At 74.5% G+C, this 20,898-nt stretch carries 24 protein-coding genes; 12 read left to right on the top strand and 12 right to left on the bottom strand.

Annotated elements, in window-relative coordinates; genetic code table 11:
- Positions 1–48: 48 nt before the first annotated feature.
- Positions 49–873, bottom strand: a complete 825-nt coding sequence (locus ACH4J0_RS23740; RefSeq protein WP_396242528.1) for a TIGR03084 family metal-binding protein — start codon at positions 871–873, stop codon at positions 49–51.
- Positions 874–1,021: 148 nt separating this feature from the next.
- On the opposite strand from ACH4J0_RS23740, the gene ACH4J0_RS23745 reads away from it, so the two are divergent.
- On the top strand, positions 1,022–1,834 hold the full coding sequence (locus ACH4J0_RS23745) for a LuxR C-terminal-related transcriptional regulator (protein WP_396242529.1): 813 nt from the start codon (positions 1,022–1,024) through the stop codon (positions 1,832–1,834).
- On the opposite strand, the gene ACH4J0_RS23750 is transcribed toward ACH4J0_RS23745, so the two are convergent.
- From ACH4J0_RS23750 to ACH4J0_RS23760, 3 genes are read right to left on the bottom strand one after another with little or no spacing between them, the layout of a single operon-like run.
- Complete coding sequence (locus ACH4J0_RS23750; protein ID WP_396242530.1) at positions 1,827–3,362, bottom strand: AMP-binding protein; 1,536 nt, start codon at positions 3,360–3,362, stop codon at positions 1,827–1,829. The two genes, ACH4J0_RS23745 and ACH4J0_RS23750, sit on opposite strands and share 8 nt — an antisense overlap.
- A gap of 51 nt (positions 3,363–3,413) precedes the next feature.
- Positions 3,414–3,788 (bottom strand): MerR family transcriptional regulator, encoded by a 375-nt coding sequence (locus ACH4J0_RS23755; RefSeq protein WP_396242531.1) that lies wholly within the window; start codon positions 3,786–3,788, stop codon positions 3,414–3,416.
- 22 nt (positions 3,789–3,810) lie between these two features.
- The gene (locus tag ACH4J0_RS23760) at positions 3,811–4,575 is read right to left on the bottom strand and encodes an SDR family NAD(P)-dependent oxidoreductase (RefSeq protein WP_396242532.1); all 765 of its coding nucleotides are present in this window, start codon (positions 4,573–4,575) and stop codon (positions 3,811–3,813) included.
- Between the two features lie 124 nt (positions 4,576–4,699).
- Between ACH4J0_RS23760 and ACH4J0_RS23765 the strand changes: the two genes are divergently transcribed.
- The 3 genes from ACH4J0_RS23765 to ACH4J0_RS23775 all read left to right on the top strand — a co-directional run bounded on the left by ACH4J0_RS23765 (position 4,700) and on the right by ACH4J0_RS23775 (position 6,510).
- Positions 4,700–5,260, top strand: coding sequence for a GNAT family N-acetyltransferase (locus ACH4J0_RS23765; protein ID WP_396242533.1), 561 nt, complete (start codon positions 4,700–4,702; stop codon positions 5,258–5,260).
- Positions 5,261–5,264: 4 nt separating this feature from the next.
- The gene (locus ACH4J0_RS23770) at positions 5,265–5,651 is read left to right on the top strand and encodes a VOC family protein (RefSeq protein WP_396242534.1); all 387 of its coding nucleotides are present in this window, start codon (positions 5,265–5,267) and stop codon (positions 5,649–5,651) included.
- 211 nt (positions 5,652–5,862) lie between these two features.
- The gene (locus tag ACH4J0_RS23775; protein WP_396242535.1) at positions 5,863–6,510 is read left to right on the top strand and encodes an NAD(P)-dependent oxidoreductase; all 648 of its coding nucleotides are present in this window, start codon (positions 5,863–5,865) and stop codon (positions 6,508–6,510) included.
- 5 nt (positions 6,511–6,515) lie between these two features.
- Here ACH4J0_RS23775 and ACH4J0_RS23780 read toward each other — a convergent pair whose 3' ends face one another.
- On the bottom strand, positions 6,516–7,298 hold the full coding sequence (locus ACH4J0_RS23780; RefSeq protein WP_396242536.1) for a dioxygenase: 783 nt from the start codon (positions 7,296–7,298) through the stop codon (positions 6,516–6,518).
- Positions 7,299–7,424: 126 nt separating this feature from the next.
- Between ACH4J0_RS23780 and ACH4J0_RS23785 the strand changes: the two genes are divergently transcribed.
- A complete protein-coding gene (locus ACH4J0_RS23785) occupies positions 7,425–7,892 on the top strand; it encodes a MarR family winged helix-turn-helix transcriptional regulator (RefSeq protein ID WP_396242581.1) in 468 nt (155 codons plus the stop codon).
- Positions 7,893–8,034: 142 nt separating this feature from the next.
- On the opposite strand, the gene ACH4J0_RS23790 is transcribed toward ACH4J0_RS23785, so the two are convergent.
- Positions 8,035–8,478, bottom strand: coding sequence for a PucR family transcriptional regulator (locus tag ACH4J0_RS23790; RefSeq protein ID WP_396242537.1), 444 nt, complete (start codon positions 8,476–8,478; stop codon positions 8,035–8,037).
- Between the two features lie 506 nt (positions 8,479–8,984).
- On the opposite strand from ACH4J0_RS23790, the gene ACH4J0_RS23795 reads away from it, so the two are divergent.
- Both ACH4J0_RS23795 and ACH4J0_RS23800 read left to right on the top strand, forming a co-directional pair.
- Positions 8,985–9,503 carry a GNAT family N-acetyltransferase gene (locus ACH4J0_RS23795; protein WP_396242538.1) on the top strand — a complete coding sequence of 173 codons (519 nt, stop codon included), beginning with the start codon at positions 8,985–8,987 and terminating at the stop codon, positions 9,501–9,503.
- Between the two features lie 230 nt (positions 9,504–9,733).
- A complete protein-coding gene (locus ACH4J0_RS23800) occupies positions 9,734–10,771 on the top strand; it encodes an endonuclease/exonuclease/phosphatase family protein (protein WP_396242539.1) in 1,038 nt (345 codons plus the stop codon).
- Between the two features lie 56 nt (positions 10,772–10,827).
- On the opposite strand, the gene ACH4J0_RS23805 is transcribed toward ACH4J0_RS23800, so the two are convergent.
- On the bottom strand, positions 10,828–11,853 hold the full coding sequence (locus tag ACH4J0_RS23805) for a LacI family DNA-binding transcriptional regulator (RefSeq protein ID WP_396242540.1): 1,026 nt from the start codon (positions 11,851–11,853) through the stop codon (positions 10,828–10,830).
- A gap of 156 nt (positions 11,854–12,009) precedes the next feature.
- Between ACH4J0_RS23805 and ACH4J0_RS23810 the strand changes: the two genes are divergently transcribed.
- On the top strand, positions 12,010–12,795 hold the full coding sequence (locus ACH4J0_RS23810; RefSeq protein ID WP_396242541.1) for a DUF4436 family protein: 786 nt from the start codon (positions 12,010–12,012) through the stop codon (positions 12,793–12,795).
- Here the strand turns inward: ACH4J0_RS23810 and ACH4J0_RS23815 are convergent.
- The 4 genes from ACH4J0_RS23815 to ACH4J0_RS23830 form a co-directional block, all read right to left on the bottom strand.
- Positions 12,792–13,547, bottom strand: a complete 756-nt coding sequence (locus tag ACH4J0_RS23815) for a GNAT family N-acetyltransferase (protein ID WP_396242542.1) — start codon at positions 13,545–13,547, stop codon at positions 12,792–12,794. The two genes, ACH4J0_RS23810 and ACH4J0_RS23815, sit on opposite strands and share 4 nt — an antisense overlap.
- A 103-nt stretch (positions 13,548–13,650) precedes the next feature.
- Complete coding sequence (locus tag ACH4J0_RS23820; RefSeq protein WP_396242543.1) at positions 13,651–14,745, bottom strand: WD40/YVTN/BNR-like repeat-containing protein; 1,095 nt, start codon at positions 14,743–14,745, stop codon at positions 13,651–13,653.
- A 154-nt stretch (positions 14,746–14,899) separates the two neighbouring features.
- On the bottom strand, positions 14,900–16,363 hold the full coding sequence (locus tag ACH4J0_RS23825; protein ID WP_396242544.1) for a dihydrolipoyl dehydrogenase family protein: 1,464 nt from the start codon (positions 16,361–16,363) through the stop codon (positions 14,900–14,902).
- Positions 16,364–16,502: 139 nt separating this feature from the next.
- Positions 16,503–17,237, bottom strand: coding sequence for an alpha/beta fold hydrolase (locus ACH4J0_RS23830; RefSeq protein WP_396242545.1), 735 nt, complete (start codon positions 17,235–17,237; stop codon positions 16,503–16,505).
- 103 nt (positions 17,238–17,340) lie between these two features.
- On the opposite strand from ACH4J0_RS23830, the gene ACH4J0_RS23835 reads away from it, so the two are divergent.
- Positions 17,341–18,303, top strand: a complete 963-nt coding sequence (locus ACH4J0_RS23835) for a helix-turn-helix transcriptional regulator (RefSeq protein ID WP_396242546.1) — start codon at positions 17,341–17,343, stop codon at positions 18,301–18,303.
- Positions 18,304–18,372: 69 nt separating this feature from the next.
- On the opposite strand, the gene ACH4J0_RS23840 is transcribed toward ACH4J0_RS23835, so the two are convergent.
- Positions 18,373–18,771 carry a thioredoxin family protein gene (locus ACH4J0_RS23840; protein ID WP_396242582.1) on the bottom strand — a complete coding sequence of 133 codons (399 nt, stop codon included), beginning with the start codon at positions 18,769–18,771 and terminating at the stop codon, positions 18,373–18,375.
- 154 nt (positions 18,772–18,925) lie between these two features.
- Here ACH4J0_RS23840 and ACH4J0_RS23845 point away from each other — a divergent pair, with 154 nt between their 5' ends.
- From ACH4J0_RS23845 to ACH4J0_RS23855, 3 genes are all read left to right on the top strand, one after another.
- A complete protein-coding gene (locus ACH4J0_RS23845) occupies positions 18,926–19,384 on the top strand; it encodes a hypothetical protein (RefSeq protein ID WP_396242547.1) in 459 nt (152 codons plus the stop codon).
- Positions 19,385–19,446: 62 nt separating this feature from the next.
- Entirely contained in the window at positions 19,447–20,013 is a 567-nt protein-coding gene (locus tag ACH4J0_RS23850) for a sigma-70 family RNA polymerase sigma factor (protein WP_396242548.1), read from the top strand.
- Positions 20,010–20,750, top strand: coding sequence for a zf-HC2 domain-containing protein (locus ACH4J0_RS23855; RefSeq protein WP_396242549.1), 741 nt, complete (start codon positions 20,010–20,012; stop codon positions 20,748–20,750). Before ACH4J0_RS23850 ends, ACH4J0_RS23855 begins: the two co-directional genes overlap by 4 nt.
- The last annotated feature ends 148 nt before the right edge of the window (positions 20,751–20,898 follow it).

Genomic DNA, 20,898 nt, shown 5'->3' on the forward strand with positions numbered 1-20,898 from the left:
TGGTAGCGGTCGCGGTCCGGTTCGGAGCACGGACCCGGCCGGGGCCGTTCAGGCGCCGGAGGCCGCCGCCCGGCCCTTGCCGGGGGGCCCGGCGAAGGCCTGGGCGATCGGCAGCCAGGCGGTGGCGACCGGGCCGGTGGCGGTGAGGGCCAGGTCGTCGCGGTGGCGGCGCTGGGTGACCAGCAGGCAGAAGTCCAGTGCCGGGCCGGTCACCAGATCCGTCGCGCCGGCCGGGCCGAAGGCCCAGGTGCCGCCGTCGGGGGCGGTCAGTTCGAGCCGCACCGGGTGCTCCGGCGCGGGCAGTCCGTGGGCCGCGAAGGCGAAGCCCAGGGTGCGCAGGCCCAGGTGGGCGACGTGCCGCAGCCGGGCGGTGGGTTCCCGGGTGGTGCCGAGCGCGTCCGCGACGTCCTGGCCGTGCGCCCAGGTCTCCATCAGCCGGGCGGTCGCCATCGAGGCGGGCTTCATCGGCGGCCCGAACCAGGGCAGCCGGACGTCGGCGGGGGCGGCGGCCAGGGCGGTCTGCACCTCGGCCCGGCCGGCCCGCCAGCGGGCGAGCAGGGCGGCGGGCTCGGCGGCCGCGCCCTCCCGGGCGCCTTCCCCGACCGGGTCGGCCCCGGCGGCGAGCAGGGCGGTGAAGCTGCCGCCGAGTGCCGCGGTGAAGCCCTCCGGGTCGCGGGCGGCCAGCGCCGTCCAGTCGTCGGTCCAGGCCAGGTGGGCGATCTGGTGCGCGACGGTCCAGCCCTCGGCCGGGGTGGGCCCGGCCCAGCCGTCGGCCGGCAGCTCGGCCACCAGCGCGTCCAGGACGGCGCTCTCGGCCCGCAGGTCGGCCAGCAGGCCCTGGAGGACGTCGCCCGCGGCGGTCGGGTCGGTCATCGGCTTCCCTTCCGGTCGAAGGCGGTTGCTACCCGTCGGTAGTCCGCGGCCGCACCTTACGCCCAGCCCGGCGCCGATGCTCGCCACTCCACCGAACACGCACGTCAGGACTCTCGCCACCGGCCCCGGAGCGTGTGACAATTCCGCGATGACCAGGGCTGCGGACCCCCTCACCGCTGCGCGACCCGTCGACGGTGCCGCGCAGCCGGACCCCCTCGCCGCCGCGCGGGCCGACGACCACGGACTCGCCGTGCGCGCCGCCGAGCTGGTCCGGGACGCCGTGCTGGGCGACCTCGCCCGCCGGGTGGTGGCCGAGTGCGGTGCCGACGTCGGCCTGGTCGGCGTGCCCGAGCCGCTGCCCGGCGGCGCGGCCCGTGGCAGGAAGGACGGCGGCATGGTGCTGCGCCACTGGGCGGGCACCCGGGCCGACCTGCTGCACGACGTCGCCGTCCCGGCCGGCCTGGGCCTCGGCGGCCGGGCGCTGGCCGAGCGCGCCCCCGCCTGGGTGCCCGACTACCGTGCGGCGACGACCATTTCGCACCACTACGACGCCGCGGTCACCGCCGAGGACCTGTACGCGATGCTCACCGTCCCGCTGCTGCACGGCGGCACGGTGCACGGCGTGGTGTACGCCTCGCTGCGCGCCGTCGTGCCGTTCGGCGACGTCCGGATCTCCGCCGTCGGCAAGCTGGCGGCGGCGGCCACCCGGGCGCTCGCCGGAGCCGCCGCCTGGAGCGGCGAGAAGGGCCGACCGACCGCCCCCGCGGGGAAGTTGACCCCGCGCGAGCACGAGGTGCTGCGCTGGGCGGCGACCGGCCGCACCAACCCGGAGATCGCCGCCCACCTGGGCCTCACCTGCAACACCGTGACCGGCTACCTCAAGTCCGCGATGCACAAGCTCGGCGTCCGCAACCGCACCGAACTCGCCCTCGCGGCAAGGGAATCCGGCCTGGTCAGTTGACCTGGCGCGGCCGTCCGCTCCAGTACGGCTCGCGCAGCCGGAACTTCTGCAGCTTCCCGGTGGCCGTACGCGGCAGCGCGTCCCGGAACTCCACCGAGGTCGGCGACTTGTAGCCGGCCAGCCGCTGTTTGCAGTGCGCGATCAACTCCGCCTCGGTGACGGCCGCCTGGCCGTCCCGGAGCACCACCAGCGCCTTGACCGTCTCGCCCCACTTCTCGTGCGGCACCCCGATCACCGCCACCTCGGCCACCGCCGGGTGGCCGTACAGGCAGTCCTCCACCTCGATCGAGGAGACGTTCTCCCCACCGCTGATGATGACGTCCTTCTTCCGGTCCGAGATGGTGAGTCGGCCGTCGGTGAGGGTGCCGCCGTCGCCGGTGTGGAACCACTCGTCCCGCAGCGCCTCGGCGGTGGCCTCCGGCTGCCGCCAGTAGCCGTCCAGCACGGTGTTGGAACGCACCAGCACCTCGCCGGACGCGTCGACCCGCAGCTGGGTGCCCAGCGCCGGGGCGCCGGCCTGCACCAGCTTCTCGGCCCGCTCGGCGGCCGGCAGGGCGTCCCACTCGGCCCGCGAGCGGTTGACCGTGACGATCGGGGCGGTCTCGGTCAGGCCGTAGAGCTGCATGAACTCCCAGCCCAGCTGCTCCTCGACCTCCTGCACCACCGAGGTGGGCGGCGGCGCGCCGGCCACGATCATCCGCACCCGGTCCCGGCCGGGCACCGGGCCGTCCCAGTCGGCGGCCGCGTCCAGCACCATCTGCACCACGGCGGGCGCGCCGGACAGGAAGGTCACCCCGTGCCGCTCGACCCGGCGCAGGATCTCCGCGCCGTCCACCTTGCGCAGCACGATGTGCCGGCCGCCGAGTCCGGTGATCGTGAACGGCAGGCCCCAGCCGTTGGCGTGGAACATCGGCAGGGTGTGGAGGTACACGTCCCGGTCGCTCGCGCCGTAGTGCAGACCCATCAGCGTCGCGTTCAGCCAGGCGTTGCGGTGGGTGATCTGAACGCCCTTGGGACGGGCGGTGGTTCCGCTGGTGTAGTTGATCGTGGCGGTGTCGTTCTCGGAGACCGCGTACCGGCGGGGCTCGGTGTCGAAGTCGTACAGCAGGGCGTCGCTGTCCGTGCCGAGCACGAACTTGTGCTCGGCCGCCACCCCGTCGAGCGCGTCGGCGATCTCGGGGTCGACCAGCAGGACGGAGGCGCCGCTCTGCTCGACGATGTACGCGACCTCCTCGGCCCGCAGCCGGAAGTTGACCGGCACCAGCACCCGGCCGTGGCCGCTCACCCCGAAGAAGGAGGTGAGCAGCCGGGCCGAGTTGTGCGAGACGACCGCGACCCGCTCGCCCGGCCCGACTCCGAGCCGGTCCAGCCCGGCCGCCTGGGCCCGGGCGAGTTCGGCGACCCGCCGGTAGCTCAGCTCGCCCCAGGATTCGGCCGGCTGCACCGGCTCGTCGACGATGCCGACCCGGTCGCCGTAGACCAGCTCGGCCCGGTCGAGGAAGTCCATCACGGAGAGTGGAATCTGCATGCGCCCACTGTCCTCCCTGGTCGGCCCCCTGCACACCCCCGATCGGGGGTGTCACCCGTCCACGGGTTCTCCTGAGCGTCCTTCGGCCGCCGCCAGCGCCGCGACCAGCCGGTCCCGGGCGTCGCTCTGGGCGGCGATCCGGCGCTCCAGCACCGCCAGCCGTTCCCGGACGATCCCCAGCACCCGCTCGGACGGCGGCCGGGAGAGCACGTCCCCGTCCAGGCAGCCCAGCAGCGGCCGGAGGTCCTCCAGGGTGAGCCCGGCGCCCACCAGGGCGCGGATGTTGCGCACCCGCATGACGGCCGACTCCCCGTACTCCCGGTAGCCGTTGGCCGCCCGCTCGGAGTCGATCAGCCCGGCCTGTTCGTAGTGCCGCAGCGCCCGGGCCGTGCTGCCCGTCCGCCGTGCCAGTTCGCCGATCAGCACCCCTGCCGTGTCCCCGTCCGTGTCAGCCCACCAGTGCGCCCCCGTCCACCGACAACACTACGCCGGTCACGAACGAGGCCTGCGGCGAGGCGAGTTGGGTGATCGCCCAGGCGACCTCGGCGGGCCGCCCGATCCGGCCGAGCGGGGTGTGCCGGAGCTGCCAGGCGCGGATCGCCGCCGACTGCTCGGGGCCGTACCCGGTGTGCTCGCCGATCGGGGTGTCGATCGCCCCTGGCGCCACCGCCACCACCCGGATGCCGCGCGGGGCCAGCTCCACCGCCCAGCTGCGGGTGATCGTCTCCAGCGCAGCCTTGCCCGCCGCGTACACCGCGTTGCCGGGCCAGCCGCGCTGTCCGACGGCCGTGCTGACGTTGACCACCACCCCACGGCTCTCGCCGAGGGCCGGCAGCGCGGCCTGTCCGAGCAGCACCGGGGCGACCAGGTTGGTGGCCAGCAGCGCCTCGATGCCCGCCCGCCGGTAGCCGCCGACGGCCTGCCCGCTCTGCACGATGCCGGCGTTGTTGACCAGCACGTCGAGCCGCCCGTACCGCTCCAGGGCCGTTCCGACGATCGTCTCCGGAGCGTCCGGTCCGGTGACGTCCGCGACCAGCGGCTCGATCAGCCCCGGGTGCGCGGCCGCCGTCTCCGCCAGCGGCTCCGGCCGCCGGCCGACCGCCACCACCCGGGCCCCCTCGGCCGCGAAGGCGCGCGCGCTCTCCCGCCCGATCCCCGTCCCGGCTCCCGTGACCACCACGACCCGCTGCTCCACCACGTCCTCGTCGCTCATGCCGAGAACCCTCCGACCCTGCCGTCAGCGTCAGGGTCAAGCCGGGCCCGCAACCGAGCGGTACCGCCGACCGTCCATCAGGGAGATCACCGTGCACGGTTCCGAACCCAGGGGGAGACCACCGATGGCCATCACCGTGAGCACCCACCCGACGGCCGAGGGCCTGCTGCTGCGCCCCTTCGAGGACGCCGACGCACCGGCCCTGATCGAGGCCTACCGGGACGACGCGCTGCGCCGCTTCACCCGCGTCCCGTCGACCGACGCCGAGCAGGCCGCGCGCTGGCTGAGCACGCAGTACGAGGGCTGGGCGGCGGGCACCCGCTACTCCTTCGCCGTCCTGGAAGCCGGTGAGCTGGTCGCCAACGTGGTGCTCAAGCGGGGCACCCCGGGCGGGGAGCGTGCGGAGGTGGGCTACTGGACGGCGGCCCCGGCGCGCGGCCGGGGCGTGGCCCCGCGCGCGGTGGGGGCGCTCACCGTGTGGGCCTGCGCCACCTTCGCCGAGGGCGGCCTGCGCCGGATCGACCTGCTGCACCAGGTGGACAACCCCGCCTCCTGCCGGGTGGCGGAGAAGAGCGGTTACGTCTTCCGGGAACTGCTGACCGCCCTCCCGCCGGAGTTCCCGATGGACGGCCACCGGCACTCCCGGAAAGTCCTGGACGCGGCCGAACGACGGAGGTCAGAGTAGGCGCATGGCTTCTGTGGTACGACACGTGACGATCGACTGCGCCGACCCGCACGCGCTGGCGGGCTTCTGGGCGCAGGTGCTGGACGGCACCCTGGGCGAGGACGACAACCCGGGGGACGACGAGGCGGTGGTGAACTCCGACGGTGCCTCGCTGCTCTTCATCCGGGTGCCCGAGGGCAAGTCGGTGAAGAACCGGGTCCACCTGGACCTCCAGCCGCAGGACCGCGGCCGGGACGAGGAGGTCGAGCGCCTGCTCGCCCTGGGTGCCACGGTGGTGGCGGACCAGCGCCGCCCGGACGGCACGGGCTGGGTCACCATGGCCGACCCGGAGGGCAACGAGCTGTGCGTCGAGCGCAGCCACGCCGAGCGGATCGCCACCGGCGGCGCCTGAGCCACCGGCGCCGCCTGAGCCACCGGGGAGCGGACGGCCGCCCGCCGCGTCCACGAGGGCGGCGGCGGACGGCCGTTCCGAGTCGCGGTGAACCGGGGGAGGGCCGTCACACGGGAGGGCGAGGCCCCGGGCCGTCGCCGAGGAACCGTCCGATAATCGACCTTGTCTGACGTCGTCCCGTCCACCCCGGCAACCAGGGCAGGTACCCCCCATGGCCAGAATCGCCGTGATCGGCGCCAACGGCACCATCGGCAGCGCGGTCGTCACGGAGGCCGCGGCGCGCGGGCACGAGGTCACCGCGGTGGTCCGCGACCCGGACCGCTACCGGGGCGGGGCCGCCTCCGTGGAGCGCGGCGACGTGCTGGATCCGGCCGACGTGGCCCGGGTGGCGGCCGGCCGGGACGTCCTGGTGAGCGCGGTCGGCGGCGGCGACGGCCCGGGTCACCTGGCACTGATCGAACCCGCCGCCCGCTCGCTGGTCGAGGGCCTGCGCTCGCTCGCCGACGGCGCGCCCCGGCTGGTCGCGGTCGGCGGCGCGGGGAGTCTGGAGACCGCGCCGGGGGTGCGGGTCTGGGACGCCCCCGGCCTGCCGGAGCCGATCCTCCAGGTCATGCACGCCCACGGCGAGGCGCTGGACTACTACCGGACCGTCGCCGACGTCCGCTGGACGGTGCTCAGCCCGGCCGCCGAGATCGGCCCGGGGGAGCGGACCGGCCGCTACCGGACCGGCCTGGAGCAACTGCTCACCGACGCCGCCGGACGCAGCTTCGTTTCGGTGCCGGACTACGCGGTCGCCCTGGTGGACGAGATCGAGCAGCCCGAGCACATCGGCGAGCGCTTCACCTGCTGTTCGCTCTGACCCGTTCAGCCCAGCTGGATCGACCGCTTGGCCAGCCCCATCCAGAACCCGTCGATCACGCTGCGCTGGCTGCCGAGATCGGCCTCGCCGGCACCGAGGGTGACGAACAGCGGGGCGAAGTGCTCGGTGCGCGGGTGGGCCAGCCGCCCGGCCGGGGCCTTGCGCTCGAAGTCGAGCAACGCGTCCAGGTCATGGGCGTCCAGCGCGCGTCTGCCCCAGTCGTCGAACTCGGCCATCACCGAGCTGATCCGGCCGTCGCTGCTGAGCGCCCGCAGGTTGTGGGTGAAGAAGCCGCTGCCGATGATCAGCACGCCCTCGTCCCGCAGCGGCGCGAGCCGGCGGCCGATCTCCAGCAGCCGCTGGGGGTCCAGGGTGGGCATGGAGATCTGCAGCACCGGGATGTCGGCCTCCGGGAACATCTCCACCAGCGGCACGTACGCGCCGTGGTCGAGCCCGCGGTCGGGGATGTCCTGGACGGGCGTGCCGGGGGCGCGCAGCAGCTTGCGCACGCGCTCGGCCAGCTCCGGTGCGCCCGGGGCGGCGTACCGGACCGCGTAGTAGTGCTCGGGGAAGCCCCAGAAGTCGTACACCAGCGGGACGGTGGTGACGGCACCGACGGCCAGCGGGGCCTCCTCCCAGTGGGCGGAGACCATCAGGACGGCCTCGGGGCGCGGCAGTCCGGCGGACCAGGCGGCCAGCTCGCCCGGCCAGACCGGGTCGTCGGCGAGCGGCGGCGCGCCGTGCGACAGGTACAGGGCGGGCATGCGCTCGGGGGCCGCGGCGCTCATGGCGTCCTCCTCGGGGTGCGGTCGGGGCCTCGGGACCAAGTAGTTCAAATTTGAATCTCTATTTGTCCGACGGTACACCTTCGTTCGAATTTGAACAACAGGAGTAGGCTTCCCTCCATGTCCTCACTGAACGAACCCCGCTGGCTCGACCCGGACGAGATGGCCGCCTGGCGGGGCTTCGTCGTCGCGAGCAACCTGCTGAACCGGCGGCTGGAACGCCAGCTCAAGGAGGACTCCGGCCTGTCCCACCAGCAGTACGAGATCCTGGTGCACCTGTCCGCGGCCCCGGGCGACTCGCTGCGGATGACCGAACTCGCCGACAAGCTGGTCACCTCCAAGAGCGGACTTACCTACCAGGTCACCCAGCTGGAGCGGATGGGCCTGGTCGGCCGCCGCTCCTGCCCCAGCGACGTGCGCGGCGTCATCGCCGAACTCACCGAGCAGGGACGGGAGATGATCCGCCAGGCCGCACCCGGACACGTCGCCCTGGTGCGCGAGCTGCTGATCGACGTGCTCACCCGCGAGCAGCTCGCCGTGCTCGCCGAGGGCCTCGGCGCGGTCAGCGCCCGGCTGCGCCAGGACGAGACTCCCTAGGGGTCCACCGACTCCAGTGCGGCGGCCGGCCCAGGGCCGTCGGGACGGCCGCCGCATGGTCCGGCGCCACCACCGGGGAGGGCGGCGGGGCGAGCAAGCGTTCGTACGACGTGGGGATCGTCGCCCGGTTGCGCCGGGCGCTTCAGCTCGACGAGGTCTGACGCGCCGCCCCCGGCGCGCACAGCAGCGCCGCCCGCAGGTTCAGCCGGTCCCGCAGTCGGGCCAGGTTGCGGCCGGTCAAGTCCTCGATCCGGCGGATTCGGTAGTGGACGGTGTCGACGTGGATGTGCAGCGACTCCGCCGTCCGCGCCCAGGAGCCGTCGTGGTCCAGGAACACCGCCGGCGTGCCCAGTAGCGAGACGGCGTTGTCGGCGTCGTGGGCGGTCAGCGGGGCCGGCAGCCGGGCGTGGAAGGCGGCCGTCACCTCGGGCGGGATGCCGCGCAACAGCCCGTCCGGCGAGTCCAGTTCGGCCGCGCTTCCGGCCGGGCCGGCCGCGCCCGCCAGTACGTACCGGGCCTGCACCAGCGGGGCCCGCAGTGCGCCGGAGTCGTCGGCGGGCTGCCGCCAGACCGGGCCGGTGAGCACGAGTTCGCCGGCCCGGTCTGGAGGTAGCGCGCGGGTCCTGGAGGTCGGTGGAGCTGACGCCGGTGACCGGGCGGTCGAGCAGGTCCGGGGTGCCCCAGGCCAGTCGGATGGACAGGTCGTCGAGCGGCAGCAGATCGCCGACGATCATCTCTCGCTCGCTCTCGCCCGGGTGTCGCCTTGGTGCGTCGCCTCCCGACCCCACTCGCAGTTGAGATGGCTGGTGGCGCAGTCGCATCGTAGATGCCAGTGGAGCAAGCGTGAATCTTCCTGTCGGATCATGCAGCGGAGGGCCCTGCGGCTGGTGTTCGGAACCAGTCGTCCACCCGATTGGCGGGTTGCTTCGATCGGTGTGCGGGGCGCGCCGGGCCCTCTCCTCCGCGCGCCCCGTGGCGGAGGTGCATGTGCGAGCCAGTCGGAGGCCAACTCATCGTGGCGCCCGGGCGCAGCCGCCCCGGGCGCGTGAAAACCGCTCGCCCGGGGCGGCTTTCCGTGCCAACATGCCCCATATGGGGACGATTCTGCACGGCACCCTGGTCACCCTCCGCCCGGCCACCGCCGACGACATCCCGGCGCTGGTGGCGATCCGCAGCACGCCCGAGGTGTTCGCCCGCTGGCGCGGCGGCGACGACCTGGTCGACGAGGTCGCCGGGGACCTCGAATCGCCCGACACCGAGACCTTCGCGATCGACCTGGGCGGCCGGGTGGTCGGCGCCGTCCAGTGGTACGCCAACAACGACGACGAGTACCGGCACGCCGGGATGGACCTCTACCTGGACCCGTCGGTGCACGGCCTGGGCCTGGGGACCGACGCCGTGCGCACCATGGCCCGGCACCTGGTGTACGACCACCACTACCACCGGCTGGTGATCGACCCGGCCGCGGACAACCTCGCCGCGATCCGCTGCTACACCAAGGTGGGCTTCCGTCCGGTCGGCACCATGCGCCAGTACGAGCGCGGCCCGGACGGCAGTTGGCACGACAACCTGCTGATGGATCTACTCGCGGACGAACTGTCGGACGGCTGACGGGAGTTCACCGCGACTTCGGCGCCCGGTGCAAGGGTGTACAGACATCTTGTCAGTCAGCCGCCCTGACCTGTACAGACACCTCGTCGCCACAGGACCGATCGAAACTGATCGCCTGCCGTTCTTCCCGAAGTACCGAGCAGTAGCTAGCGTTCCCCCGCCAATCCCCGGCGGCCGGACACCCCGGCCCGCCCGGGCCCCACCGGATTGACGGACCCAGGAGAACGCCCATGCTCTCGCGTCGCACGGCCACCGCCCTCACCTCGGCGGCCGCCGCCGCACTGCTGTTCGGCGGCACCGCGCCGACGGCCTCCGCCACCACCCCGGCGGGCCCCACCACGCTGTCCGTCTTCGCGTTCAACGTCGACCTCGGCACCGCGGTCGTCGACAGCACCCAGAACGAGCAGGCCGCCCGCCGCACGCCGGTGATCGAGCAGATCGTCCGCCGGCACAACGCCGACGTGGTCGTCCTGGACGAGCAGTTCAACAACAGCTCGACCGCCGACATCAACGCCAAGCTCGCCGACCTCTACCCGTACCGCACCCCGGTGGTCGGCGGGGTCTGCTCCGGCGGCGGCTGGACGGGCGTCAGCGGCAACTGCTCCAACTCGCTGTTCGTCATCAACGGCGGCACGATGATCCTCTCCAAGTACCCGATCACCGCCCAGTACGCCCACGTCTTCAGCAACTCCACCTACGGCACCTGGGACTACCACGCCAACAAGGGCGCGGCGCTGGTGCGGGTGAACAAGAACGGCAGCACCGCCTGGGTGGTCGGCACCCACCTCCAGGCCGACGAGTCCGACACCTCCACCGACACCACCCAGTCCACCCGGCTCGGCCAGCTCGCCGAGATCCGCGCCTGGGTCGACGGCATCGTCGGCAGCAGCGCGCCGGTCCTGATCGGCGGCGACCTCAACGTCGAGTACTTCCACGGCCAGAGCCGCGGTGACTACGCCAACGCCCAGAACGCGGTCAACGGCGTGCTCGGCACCCCGGCCACCGACCCGAGCCAGGCCCGCACCACCATGGACTGCCCGGTCTCCTCCTGGTGCCAGTACATGGCAGGCGTGGAGACCTTCCCGACCGACTACCGGGACGACCTCGACTACATCGGCTACCTGAACGCCCCGGGCCGTCCGGTGCCCACGTCGATGTCCAACGTGAAGATCGACTTCGACCCGCAGGCCGGCTGGACGCCGGACCAGCTGGACACCGACGCGCCGAGCGACCACTACCCGGTCGAGGCTGCCTTCCAGCTGAACTGACCGGTCGTTCACGGCAGTTACCGCGTCGAGCTGTTGCCGCGCCGCTGTCGCCGCCGTCAGCGCACGGCCGCGGGCGGGCAGCCGCAGGAGCGCCGCACCACCAGCCGGGCCGGGAAGGTCCGGGCCCCGGCGGCGCGGCGCTCGGGACCGCCGAGCACCAGGTCCAGCGCGGCCCGGGCCATCTCGTCCTGCGCGGTGGTGACGGTGGTCAGCGCCGGTCCGGCGATCACCGCCTCGGCGATGTCGTCGAACCCGGCCACGGCGAGGTCCTCCGGCACCCGGATGCCCAGGTCGTCGGCGGCCCGCAGCAGCCCGATCGCCTGGTCGTCCGTCGCGCAGAACACGGCGGACGGCCGGTCGGGCCGGCTGAGCAGGGTGAGCGCCTCGGCGTGCGCCCGGACCCGGTCGAAGGGGGCCGGGGTGAGCCGCCCTTCGGTGGACAGCCCGGCCCCGGCCAGCGCCTGGGCCCAGCCGGCCGTCCGTCCGGTGACCGGGTCGAGCGGGCTGAGTGCGAGGGTGCCGCCGAAGCAGTGCACCTCGCTGTGGCCGTGGTCGAGCAGGTGGCGGACCACCTCGCGGGCGCCGCCCTCGTCGTCCGCCACCACGGCCACGCCGTCGGCGCTCTCCGCCCGGTGGTGCAGCAGGACGACCGGGGTGCCGTCGGCCGAGTCGAAGCCGGTCAGCCCGGGGGTGGCCGGGTCCTGGGTGACCAGGATCAGGCCGTCCACCTGCATCCCGAGGAAGGCCCGGATGTAGTGCGCCTCACGCTCGTCGGCGTAGTCGGAGTTGCCGATCAGCAGCAGCCGGCCGTGCTCGGTGGCAGCCTGCTCCACGGCGTGCGCCAGTCCGGCGAAGAAGGGTTGGCGAGCGTCCGGCACGACCATCCCGAGCAGGTTGGTCCGCCGCCGCGCCATCGCCTGGGCGACCCGGTTGGGCCGGTAGCCGAGCTCCTCCACCGCCGCGAGGACCCGGGCCCGGGTGGCCGCCGCCACCGGCCGCGGCCCGTCGTTGATCACATAACTCACGACCGCTGTGGACGTCCCCGCCACCCGCGCCACATCGTCCCGTGTCACCCTCGCCATGACCAGTGAGCCTACACAGCACCTGCGACCAGCGCGTTTGCCGCGTCCGGGGGAAGCCCCCGAACGGCCTGCACCGGTTGCGGGGCGGGTGGCACCGTCCCGACGCTGGCGGGACGGGCGGCAGCGGGTGCCGCCGCCGACCGTGGGAGCAGGTCGATGAGCACGCCCCCGCAGCGCCGGACGCCGCAGCGCCGGAGGGCGGCCCGGCCAGGGCGACCGACGGCCTGCTCCCGGGTCCGGATCCACGTCCGGGCGCGCGCCACCGCGGTGGACGCCGGCCGGCCGAGGGGCCGGCCCTGGAGGGCGTACGCCGTGACGGTGGCGATCGTGCTGTCGGTGGCCGCCGGGCTGCCGCTCTACGTCGACGAGCGCTCCAGCCGCAGCCACGCCCAGGTGGTGGGCGCCACCGAGCCCGGCCAGGGCACGGTGACCTTCAACCTGTTCGACGGCCGGGTCTCGGACTACCCCTTCGACCACTACAACGCGATCATCGGCTTCCGGGCCAGCGTCGGCGGCCGGTCCGTTCCGCTGGTGATCGGCCTGGAGGAGGGCGACCCCTTCTTCTCCTTCCGGCAGGCCGGGAAGCTGAGCGAGGGCGACGGCGTGGCGGTGAACGAGCGGACCAGCCGCTCCCGCAGCACCTTCATCCTGGCCTGGTTCATGATGGCGGCGATGTGGGCGCTGGCCCTGGCCGTGCTGCTGGCGGCCCGGCTGATCGTGCGTCAGCGCCGCGGGATCATCTGGCCCGCGCTGAGCTGGATGGCCGCCACCCTGTTCGCCCTGGTCGGCATGCGCAACGCCGCGCCCGGCAACCCGCCGGTCGGCTCGCTGCTCGACTCCGCGGCGTTCTTCTGGGCGGAGCTGCTGGTCGCGGTCGGCCTGACCACGGTCGCGGTGCGCGGCGCCCGGATCGAGGGCGGGCACGGCTCCCGTCCTGGCTAGAGCCTGCCCGGCACGATCACCGTCAGCGAGGTCTCCTGGTGCAGGAAGCCCAGTGCCTCGTAGACCCGGCGGGCCGGGTTGCCCTCGGTGACCACGAGGTGGACGTCGGCCAGCCCGCGGTCGGCGGCGTCCGCGACCGCGCGGCGCAGCAGGTCGGCGCCGAGGCCGCGGTAGCCGCGCTCGGGGTGGCGGAAGACCTCGGCGACCCAGGGCAGACCGTCGCGGTCGGTCAGCACGGCGGCGGCGACCACCCGGTCCTCGGCGTCCACCGCGAGCAGGCTGGAGGGCAGCACCGGGCCGATGGCCCGCCCGGCCAGCAGCGGGCCGATCCGGTCGGCGACGGCCCGGGCGTCGTCGCCGGGGAAGTGGTCCACGTGGGCCGGGTCGAAGGCGGCCCGCCAGGACTCCAGCATCTCCTCGGGGGAACGGTCGCAGGGCACCGCCCGCAGCCCCTCGCGCAGCGGCGTCCGGGCCCAGTCGGCGGGCGGGGGATCGGCCCGCAGGTCGCGCCGGAGGTTGTGGGCGTGCCGCAGGGCGGTCGCACCCCGCGCCAGCAGCCGCCGCCCCAGCTCGGGCGGTCCGGAGACGACCCAGCCGGGCAGCTCGGCGCGGATGTACTCCGCCGCGTCCGCCGAGTCGTCCAGCACCTCCACCTGGTCGGCCCAGGGCCGACCCTCCCGCTCGCCCGGCTGGTACCGCAGCACCGGTACGCCGTCGCCGTTGCACCTGACCACCCGGTCCGCGTCGGCCATGGCCCCACCCCGTTCACGAGATCGTTCGTCGGCGGCCCATGTTCACCAGAACCGGGCGGCCGGTGCAACGGGTTTTCGACCGGCGGGTTTCGAGGGCGGGCCGTCAGCTCACCACCGCGGCCCGGAGGCAGAGCACGTCCGGCAGGTGGGAGACCAGGAGCGACCAGTTCTCGCCCTCGTCGCGGCTGCCGTACACGTCGCCGGTCCGGTTGCCGAAGTAGATCCCGGCGGGGTCGGCGTCGTCGGTGCGCAGGGCGTCGCGCAGCACGATCCCGTAGTGGTCCTCGCCCGGCAGGCCGCTGGCCAGCTGCTCCCAGCTGGTGCCGGCGTCCGTGGTGCGGAAGACCCGGCAGCGGTGGCCGGGCGGGATCCGGTCGTCCGAGCCGCCGAGCGGGAAGAGGTAGGCGGTGTCGGCCCGGCGCGGGTGGGCGGCGATGGCGAAGCCGAACTCGGCGGGCAGCCCGTCCACGACGGAGCGCCAGCTCGCGCCCCAGTCGTCGCTGCGGTAGACGCCGCCGTGGTTCTGCAGGTAGAGCCGGTCGGGGTGGACCGGGTCCGGGGCGATCTTGTGGACGCACTGACCGAACTCGGGGTACTGGCGCTCCTCGGGGAAGAACTCGGCGCGCAGGCCGGTGTTGGAGGGGGCCCAGCTGTCGCCGCCGTCCTTGCTGCGGTAGACACCGCCGCTGGAGACGGCGACCAGCAGCCTCTGGGGGTCGCGCGGGTCGGTGAGGATGGTGTGCAGTCCCTGGCCGCCGTAGCCCGCGCCCCACTCGGGCCGCTGGGGGTGGTTCCAGAGCGACTCGACCAGCGCGAAGGTCTCGCCGCCGTCGGTGGAACGGAACAGCGCGGCGGGTTCGGTGCCCGCGTACACCACCCCGGGGGCCTCCGGCCCGGCGGGCTGGAGCTGCCAGACCCGGGTGAGCGAGGCGCCGGTGGACTCGGGGAAGCGGATCGCCGGGCGCGTCGGCTCGTGCCAGGTGGCGCCGAGGTCGTCGGAGCGCCACACCGAGGGGCCCCAGTGACTGCTGTCGGCGCCGACCAGCAGTCTGGTCCGGCCCTCGCGGCGGTCGATCGAGACGGAGTAGATCGCGTTCATCCGGAAGTGCGGCCCGCTGAACTCCCAGTCCAGCCGGTCGCGGCTGCGGCCGAGAAAGAGGCCCTTCTCGGTTCCGACGGCCAACAGCACCTCGGTCATGCCTCACACCACCTGATCACGAGCTCGGCCCCCCGGGACGGCCCCCCGGGGCGCGTCGGCACGGCCCCCTCGCCAGTGTCCCGCCGTCCGGCGGTGGTCACATCTCGCCGCGCCGCGCACCCCGGCCGGGCCGCGTACCGGAAGGGGCCGGGTCCTACCCCCGGCACCCCTCCAGCAGCCGCAGCCACACCTCGCTGATCGTCGGGTAGGCGGGGACGGCGTGCCAGAGGCGGTCGATCGGCACCTCGCCGACCACCGCGACGGTCGCCGAGTGCAGCAGTTCGGCGACGGCCGGGCCGACCAGGCAGGCACCGACGATGACCTCCCGGTCCAGGTCGAAGACCACCCGGGCCCGGCCGCGGTAGCCGTCGGCGTAGAGCGAGGCCCCGGCGACGTCGCCGGTCTCCTGGTCGACGGCCTTGACCCGCAGCCCGAGCCGCTCGGCCGCCGCCAGGGTCAGGCCGACGGCCGCGACCTCCGGTTGTGTGAACACCACCTGCGGCGCGCCGGCGAGGTCGGCGGACGCGGAGTGCGCGCCCCAGCGCGAGGTGTCCAGCGCGCGCCCCTGGGCGCGGGCGGCGATCACCGCACCGGTGATCCGGGCCTGGTACTTGCCCTGGTGGGTGAGCAGCGCCCGGTGGTTGACGTCCCCGGCGGCGTACAGCCATTCGCCGTCCACGCCCAGCACCGTGCAGCTGTCGTCCACGTCCAGCCAGTCGCCCGGCCGCAGCCCGACCTGCTCCAGCCCGACGTCGGCGGTGCGCGGGGCCCGTCCGGTCGCGTACAGCACCTCGTCGACGGTCAGGCGCTCGCCCTCGTGCGGTCGCTCGCCGTCGTTGAGGGAGAGCACCACCGGCCCGGTGGCCCCGTCCCGCTCCAGCGCGGTCACCTCCGTGCCGAAGCGGAGGTCCACCCCCGCCTCGCGCAGGCCCTCCGCGACCAGCTCGCCCGCGAAGGGCTCCATCCGCGGCAGCAGCGCGTCGCCGCGCACCAGCAGCACCACCTCGGAGCCCAGCGCCCGCCAGGCGCGGGCCATCTCCACCCCGACCACCCCGCCGCCGACCACCGCGAGGCGCCCGGGGACGGTCGGCGAGCCGGTCGCCTCCCGGTTGGTCCACGGGTGGGCTTCCGCCAGTCCGGGCACGTCGGACGGCAGCACCGGGCGGCTGCCGGTGCACACCGCGACGGCGTGCCGGGCGGTGAGCACCCGCTCGGTGCCGTCCTCGGCCTCCACGGTGACGGTTCGCACGCCCGCCAGCCGGCCGTGGCCGCGGACCAGCTCGATGCCGGTGTCCCGCAGCCACTGCACCTGGCCGTCGTCCTTCCAGTGCGAGGTGAAGGAGTCCCGCCGCGCCAGCACCGCCGCCGCGTCCAGCCGTCCGCCGCCGACCGCCTCCCGGGCGCCGCCCACCGCGCGGGCGTCGTCCAGGGCGGCCGCCGGGCGCAGCAGCGCCTTGCTCGGCATGCAGGCCCAGTACGAGCACTCGCCGCCGACCAGTTCGGCCTCCACGATCACCGTGCGCAGGCCCGCGGCGACCGTCCGGTCGGCCACGTTCTCACCGGTCGGGCCGGCGCCCAGCACGATGACGTCGTACTCCTCGGCGGTGCTGCTGGTCATGTCGCGTCCTCCGTGCTCTCGCGGGCCCCGCGCGGCCCTGCCTGGTGCGGGCCGCTCCCGACGGCCGCCGGCGTGGGCTCCATCCTGCGACATCCTGCGACGCGGACGGGCCCGCGCGCGGGCGAACACGCGGACGGGCTCAGATTGCCGCGAGCTCCGCCAGCAGTGCGGCCGTGTCGGCGGGGCGGGAGAACATCGGCCAGTGCCCGGTGGGCAGTTCGCGCAGTTCCCAGTTCGGCCGGTCCATCCCGACGAACCACGGGTGCCCGGCCGCGATCAGCGCCCGCACCTGTTCGAGCGGGAGGGAGCAGGAGATCAGCGCCTGCGGCAGCGCCGCTCCGGCGCCGGTCAGCCGCAGCGCGTCCCGGTAGGCCCCGACCGGGTGCGGGGTCAGCCGGGTGCGGACCTGCGCGAGGGTGCCCTCGCCCAGCCCCTCGATGCTGGACCCGTGGGCGGCCATGTACTCCCAGGAGGGCATCGGGAACCGGCCGTCGACCACCGTGGCGTCGGCCTCCGCCCGGAAGTCGGGCTGCCAGAGGTCGTACACCGAGGCGCCGTCGGGCATCGGGCCGCTGTCCAGGTAGACCACCCGCCGGATCCGCTCCGGCATCCGGTCCGCGACTCCGCCCACCGGCGCGCAGGCGCCGCTGTGCGCGACCGGCACCACGTCCCACAGGTCCTCGCGCACCAGCAGCTCGGCCAGGTCCGCGATGTGCTCCTCCAGCCCGAAGTCACCCTGCTCGCCCGCCCGTTCGGCGAGCCCCGGCAGGCTCACCGGGTGGACCCGGTGCCCGGCCGCGCGCAGCGGCGCGGCCACCTCCTCCCAGGCCCAGGCGCCGAGCCAGAACCCGGGAACCAGTACGAACGTGCTCATGGTGGATCGCTCCTTCCGCGGTGGGACCCCCGTCACCGGCGACTCTAGGATCGAATCAGGACGGATCGCGCCCGGATTTCCGGGCCCGGAAGGAGTGCCCCCGGTGGAACACCCGGTCAGCCGTGCGCTCGCGCTGCTGGAACTGCTCCAGGACCGCCCCGGCCTGACCGGGGCCGAACTGGCCGCCCGGCTCGACGTGGACGAGCGAACCGTCCGCCGCTACACCGCCCGCCTCGCCGAACTCGGCATCCCCGTCCAGGCGGAGCGCGGCCGCCACGGCGGCTACCGGCTGCTGCCCGGCTACCGGCTGCCGCCGCTGATGCTCAACCCCGAAGAGGCCGCCTCGGTGCTCCTCGGGTTGCTGGCCGGGCGCAGTTCGGGCCTGTCGGTGGGGGAGGGGGCCGCCGAGACCGCGCTCGCCAAGATCCAGCGGGTGCTGCCGCCGCCGCTGCGCGAGCGGATCGCTGCCGTCGAGCAGACCCTCGGCCTGACGGCCGCGCCCGCGGCGGGCCCCGGTCCGGCTTCCGCCGCGCTGTTCACCCTGGCCGAGGCGGCCCGTCGCCGGCGCCGGGTCCGGCTCGCCTACCGGGACCGCGAGGACAGACCCAGCGAACGCGAGTTCGACCCCTACGGCCTGGTCTTCCACTCCGGCCGTTGGTACACCACAGGGCTGGACCACCGCAGCGGCGAGTCCCGCACCTTCCGGTTGGACCGGATCGAGCGGGTCGCGCTGGGCGAGACCGGGTTCGAGCCGCCCGAGGACGTCGATCCGGTCCAGCGGGTGGTGGAGTCGCTGGCCGGGGTGCCCTGGCGGCACCGGGTGGAGGTGGAGCTGGAGACCACCCTCGCCGAGGCCCGCCGCCGACTGCCGCCGGTCGTCGGCACCCTCACCGAACTCGCCGGGGACCGGGTGCTGCTGCGGGCCCGGGCGCAGCACCTGGACGGCGTGGCGGTGATGCTGGCCGGGCTGGGGTGGCCGTTCACCGTCCGCGAGCCCGCCGAGCTGCGCGCCGAGGTCCGGGCGCTCGCGGGCCGGCTCGGCGGCTGGGGCCGGGAGCCGACCTGACACGGGCCCGGGAGCCGCGGCTCCCGGGCCGAGCACGGCCCAGGACGGCCCGGGACGGCCCGGGACGGCTCAGGCCTGGCCCTCGGCCGCCTGCTCCTCCGCCACCTTGCGCTTGACCTCGGCCATGTCCAGGTTGCGGGCCTGGCCGATCAGGTCCTCGAAGACCGGCTCCGGCAGGGCGCCGGCCTGGGAGAAGACGAGCACGCCCTCGCGGATGATCGCCAGCGTCGGGATCGACTGGATGCCGAACGCGGCGGCCAGCTCCTGCTGGGCCTCGGTGTCGACCTTGGCGAAGACCAGGTCCGGGTGGCGTTCCGCGGCCTTCTCGTACACCGGGGCGAACTGGCGGCACGGCCCGCACCACCCGGCCCAGAAGTCGATGAAGACGAAGTCCTGGCCCGCCGGGCCCGGGACGATGTCGTCGAAGTTCTCCTTGGTCAGCTCGACCGTGTTGCTCATCTCGCGGATCCTTCCCTTCCGAAGGTGGCGGTACGGACCATCTGCCCCCGGAGAACGGTGATGCCCGCCGGGGTATTCCGGACGCCCGACCGGATTGAGCACGCGGCGGCCAGGACCCGTACAGAAGGGTGTCCAGTCCGTCCGCCGAGGTGGGAGGCGCCCGATGCGCAGCACACCCCGCAGCCGCCGCCGGGCCGGCGGGCTCGCCGCCACCGGCACCGCCGCGGCAGCCCTGGACGCCTGTCGCGGCTCGTCCGGGTCGTCCGGGTCGTCCGGCTCGGGTATGTCGAGCACGTCGAGCGGTTCCGGTACCACCCTGCGGACCGCGCGGGACCCGGAACCCGGCACGATCGTCACCGACAGCGCGGGCTTCACGCTCTACCGCTCCGACCAGGACGAGACCAACCCGCCGGAGTCCTACTGCAACGGTAACTGCGCCACGGTCCGGCCGCCCGAGCAGGCCCACGGCAACGTCACCGCCCAGGACATCGACGGCAAGCCGGCCGGCACCTGGTTCGCGGTGACCCCGACCGACGGCAGGGCGGTGCCGAGCGGCGGCCCGGCGCCCGGCTCGCCGGGGCCCGCCAACCCCCCGCCGATGCCCGGCGCCCCGGGCCACTGACCGGAGGATCGACCGATGGCCACCGACAGCTGCCGATCACCGCCCTCGCCCGGGAGGCCGGGGTGCGCAAGGATGAAGTGGTGACCGATGAGCACCCCGCCGGCGGTTCCGCCGCACACGGGGCCGCCGACGAGGAACTGGTGCGGGCCCTGTACCGCGAGCACGCCGGTCCACTCTTCACCTTCGTACTCCACCTGGTCGCGGGCGACCGGCAGCGTGCCGAGGACGTCGTCCAGGAGACCCTGGTCCGGGCCTGGCGCAACATCCACCGGCTCGACCCGCAGGCCGACTCGCTGCGGCCCTGGCTGGTCACCGTCGCCCGCCGGATCGTCATCGACGACCACCGCAGCGCGCGTGTCCGCCCCCACGAGGTGAACACCGAGGCCCTGGAGCACCTGCCCGCCGAGGACGAGATCGAACGGGCCCTGCGGATGATGACCGTCGGGGACGCGCTCGCCGAACTCTCGCCCGCCCACCGGGAGGTCATCGTCGAGACCTACCTCAAGGGCCGCACCGCGAAGGAGGCCGCCGCCGAACTCGGCATCCCGGCCGGGACCGTCCGGTCGCGGGTGTACTACGCACTGCGCTCGCTCAGGCTCGCGCTGGAGGAAAGGGGAGTGACATCGTGACCACGTGGCCCGCCCCCGACCCCGGTCCGCCCGCCGGAGCCGAGCACCTGGACGTCGGGGCGTACGTCCTCGGCGTGCTGGAGCCCGCCGAGGACGCCGCGTTCGAGGGGCACCTGGCGGGCTGCCCGCAGTGCGCCGAAGAGGTGCGGCAACTCGAGTCCATCGGGCGGATGTTGGCCGAGTACTCCGCCTCGGCCGTGGCCGCCGGACTGGACCCGGCCGGGCCCCTGCCGACACCGGACGGCCGGCTCCTGGACCGGCTGGTCGCCGAGATCAGGACCGTTCGGCGGCGGGGCCGGATACGGCGGCTGGCCCTCGCCCTGGCCGCGACCGCGATGGTCACGGCGGGCCCGGCCGTCACGGCCGCGGTGATCACCGCCGAGACCACGCCCGCCGTGGTGGCCGTCGCCGAACAGTTCAGCGCCACCGACGCGACCACCGGCGCCAAGGCCACCGTCGGCGTCGACGGCAAGGCCTGGGGCAGCCAGGTCAGCCTCCGACTCTCCGGCGTGCAGGGGCCGTTGACGTGCCGCCTGCTCGCCGTCTCGCACAACGGCGAGCACCAGACGGTCACCACCTGGAGCGTCCCGGCCGACGGCTACGGCGAACCCGACGAGCGCGGGACGCTGTACACCACCGGCGGCGCCGCCCTCCAGCCGCGGGACATCGACCACTTCGAGGTGCGGGTCCAGGGCACCGACGCCCTGCTGGTCGCGATCCCGGCGCACAAGACCTGACCGGTGCGGGACCGGACCCGCGCCGGGACCGCCGGTGCCGGGCGCGGCTCAGAACGGCCCGTGCGGCGACTCGTACGCGCGGACGAAGTCGCGCAGGTCCTGCCCGGCCCCGGCGAGCGGTCGGCGCAGCCCGTCGGCCGGCAGCTCG

Origin of the sequence: Kitasatospora sp. NPDC017646 (genome assembly GCF_044329365.1) — a bacterium.
Lineage (GTDB): Bacteria > Actinomycetota > Actinomycetes > Streptomycetales > Streptomycetaceae > Kitasatospora.

Coding starts and splice junctions, on each gene's coding strand:
- ACH4J0_RS23805 (WP_396242540.1), bottom strand. CDS start 11,853: ATGGCGAGGGTGACACGGGACGATGTGGCGCGGGTGGCGGGGACGTCC.
- ACH4J0_RS23770 (WP_396242534.1), top strand. CDS start 5,265: ATGGCTTCTGTGGTACGACACGTGACGATCGACTGCGCCGACCCGCAC.
- ACH4J0_RS23765 (WP_396242533.1), top strand. CDS start 4,700: ATGGCCATCACCGTGAGCACCCACCCGACGGCCGAGGGCCTGCTGCTG.
- ACH4J0_RS23815 (WP_396242542.1), bottom strand. CDS start 13,547: ATGGCCGACGCGGACCGGGTGGTCAGGTGCAACGGCGACGGCGTACCG.
- ACH4J0_RS23795 (WP_396242538.1), top strand. CDS start 8,985: ATGGGGACGATTCTGCACGGCACCCTGGTCACCCTCCGCCCGGCCACC.
- ACH4J0_RS23775 (WP_396242535.1), top strand. CDS start 5,863: ATGGCCAGAATCGCCGTGATCGGCGCCAACGGCACCATCGGCAGCGCG.
- ACH4J0_RS23800 (WP_396242539.1), top strand. CDS start 9,734: ATGCTCTCGCGTCGCACGGCCACCGCCCTCACCTCGGCGGCCGCCGCC.
- ACH4J0_RS23830 (WP_396242545.1), bottom strand. CDS start 17,237: ATGAGCACGTTCGTACTGGTTCCCGGGTTCTGGCTCGGCGCCTGGGCC.
- ACH4J0_RS23820 (WP_396242543.1), bottom strand. CDS start 14,745: ATGACCGAGGTGCTGTTGGCCGTCGGAACCGAGAAGGGCCTCTTTCTC.
- ACH4J0_RS23740 (WP_396242528.1), bottom strand. CDS start 873: ATGACCGACCCGACCGCCGCGGGCGACGTCCTCCAGGGCCTGCTGGCC.
- ACH4J0_RS23745 (WP_396242529.1), top strand. CDS start 1,022: ATGACCAGGGCTGCGGACCCCCTCACCGCTGCGCGACCCGTCGACGGT.
- ACH4J0_RS23810 (WP_396242541.1), top strand. CDS start 12,010: ATGAGCACGCCCCCGCAGCGCCGGACGCCGCAGCGCCGGAGGGCGGCC.
- ACH4J0_RS23760 (WP_396242532.1), bottom strand. CDS start 4,575: ATGAGCGACGAGGACGTGGTGGAGCAGCGGGTCGTGGTGGTCACGGGA.
- ACH4J0_RS23780 (WP_396242536.1), bottom strand. CDS start 7,298: ATGAGCGCCGCGGCCCCCGAGCGCATGCCCGCCCTGTACCTGTCGCAC.
- ACH4J0_RS23845 (WP_396242547.1), top strand. CDS start 18,926: ATGCGCAGCACACCCCGCAGCCGCCGCCGGGCCGGCGGGCTCGCCGCC.
- ACH4J0_RS23825 (WP_396242544.1), bottom strand. CDS start 16,363: ATGACCAGCAGCACCGCCGAGGAGTACGACGTCATCGTGCTGGGCGCC.
- ACH4J0_RS23750 (WP_396242530.1), bottom strand. CDS start 3,362: ATGCAGATTCCACTCTCCGTGATGGACTTCCTCGACCGGGCCGAGCTG.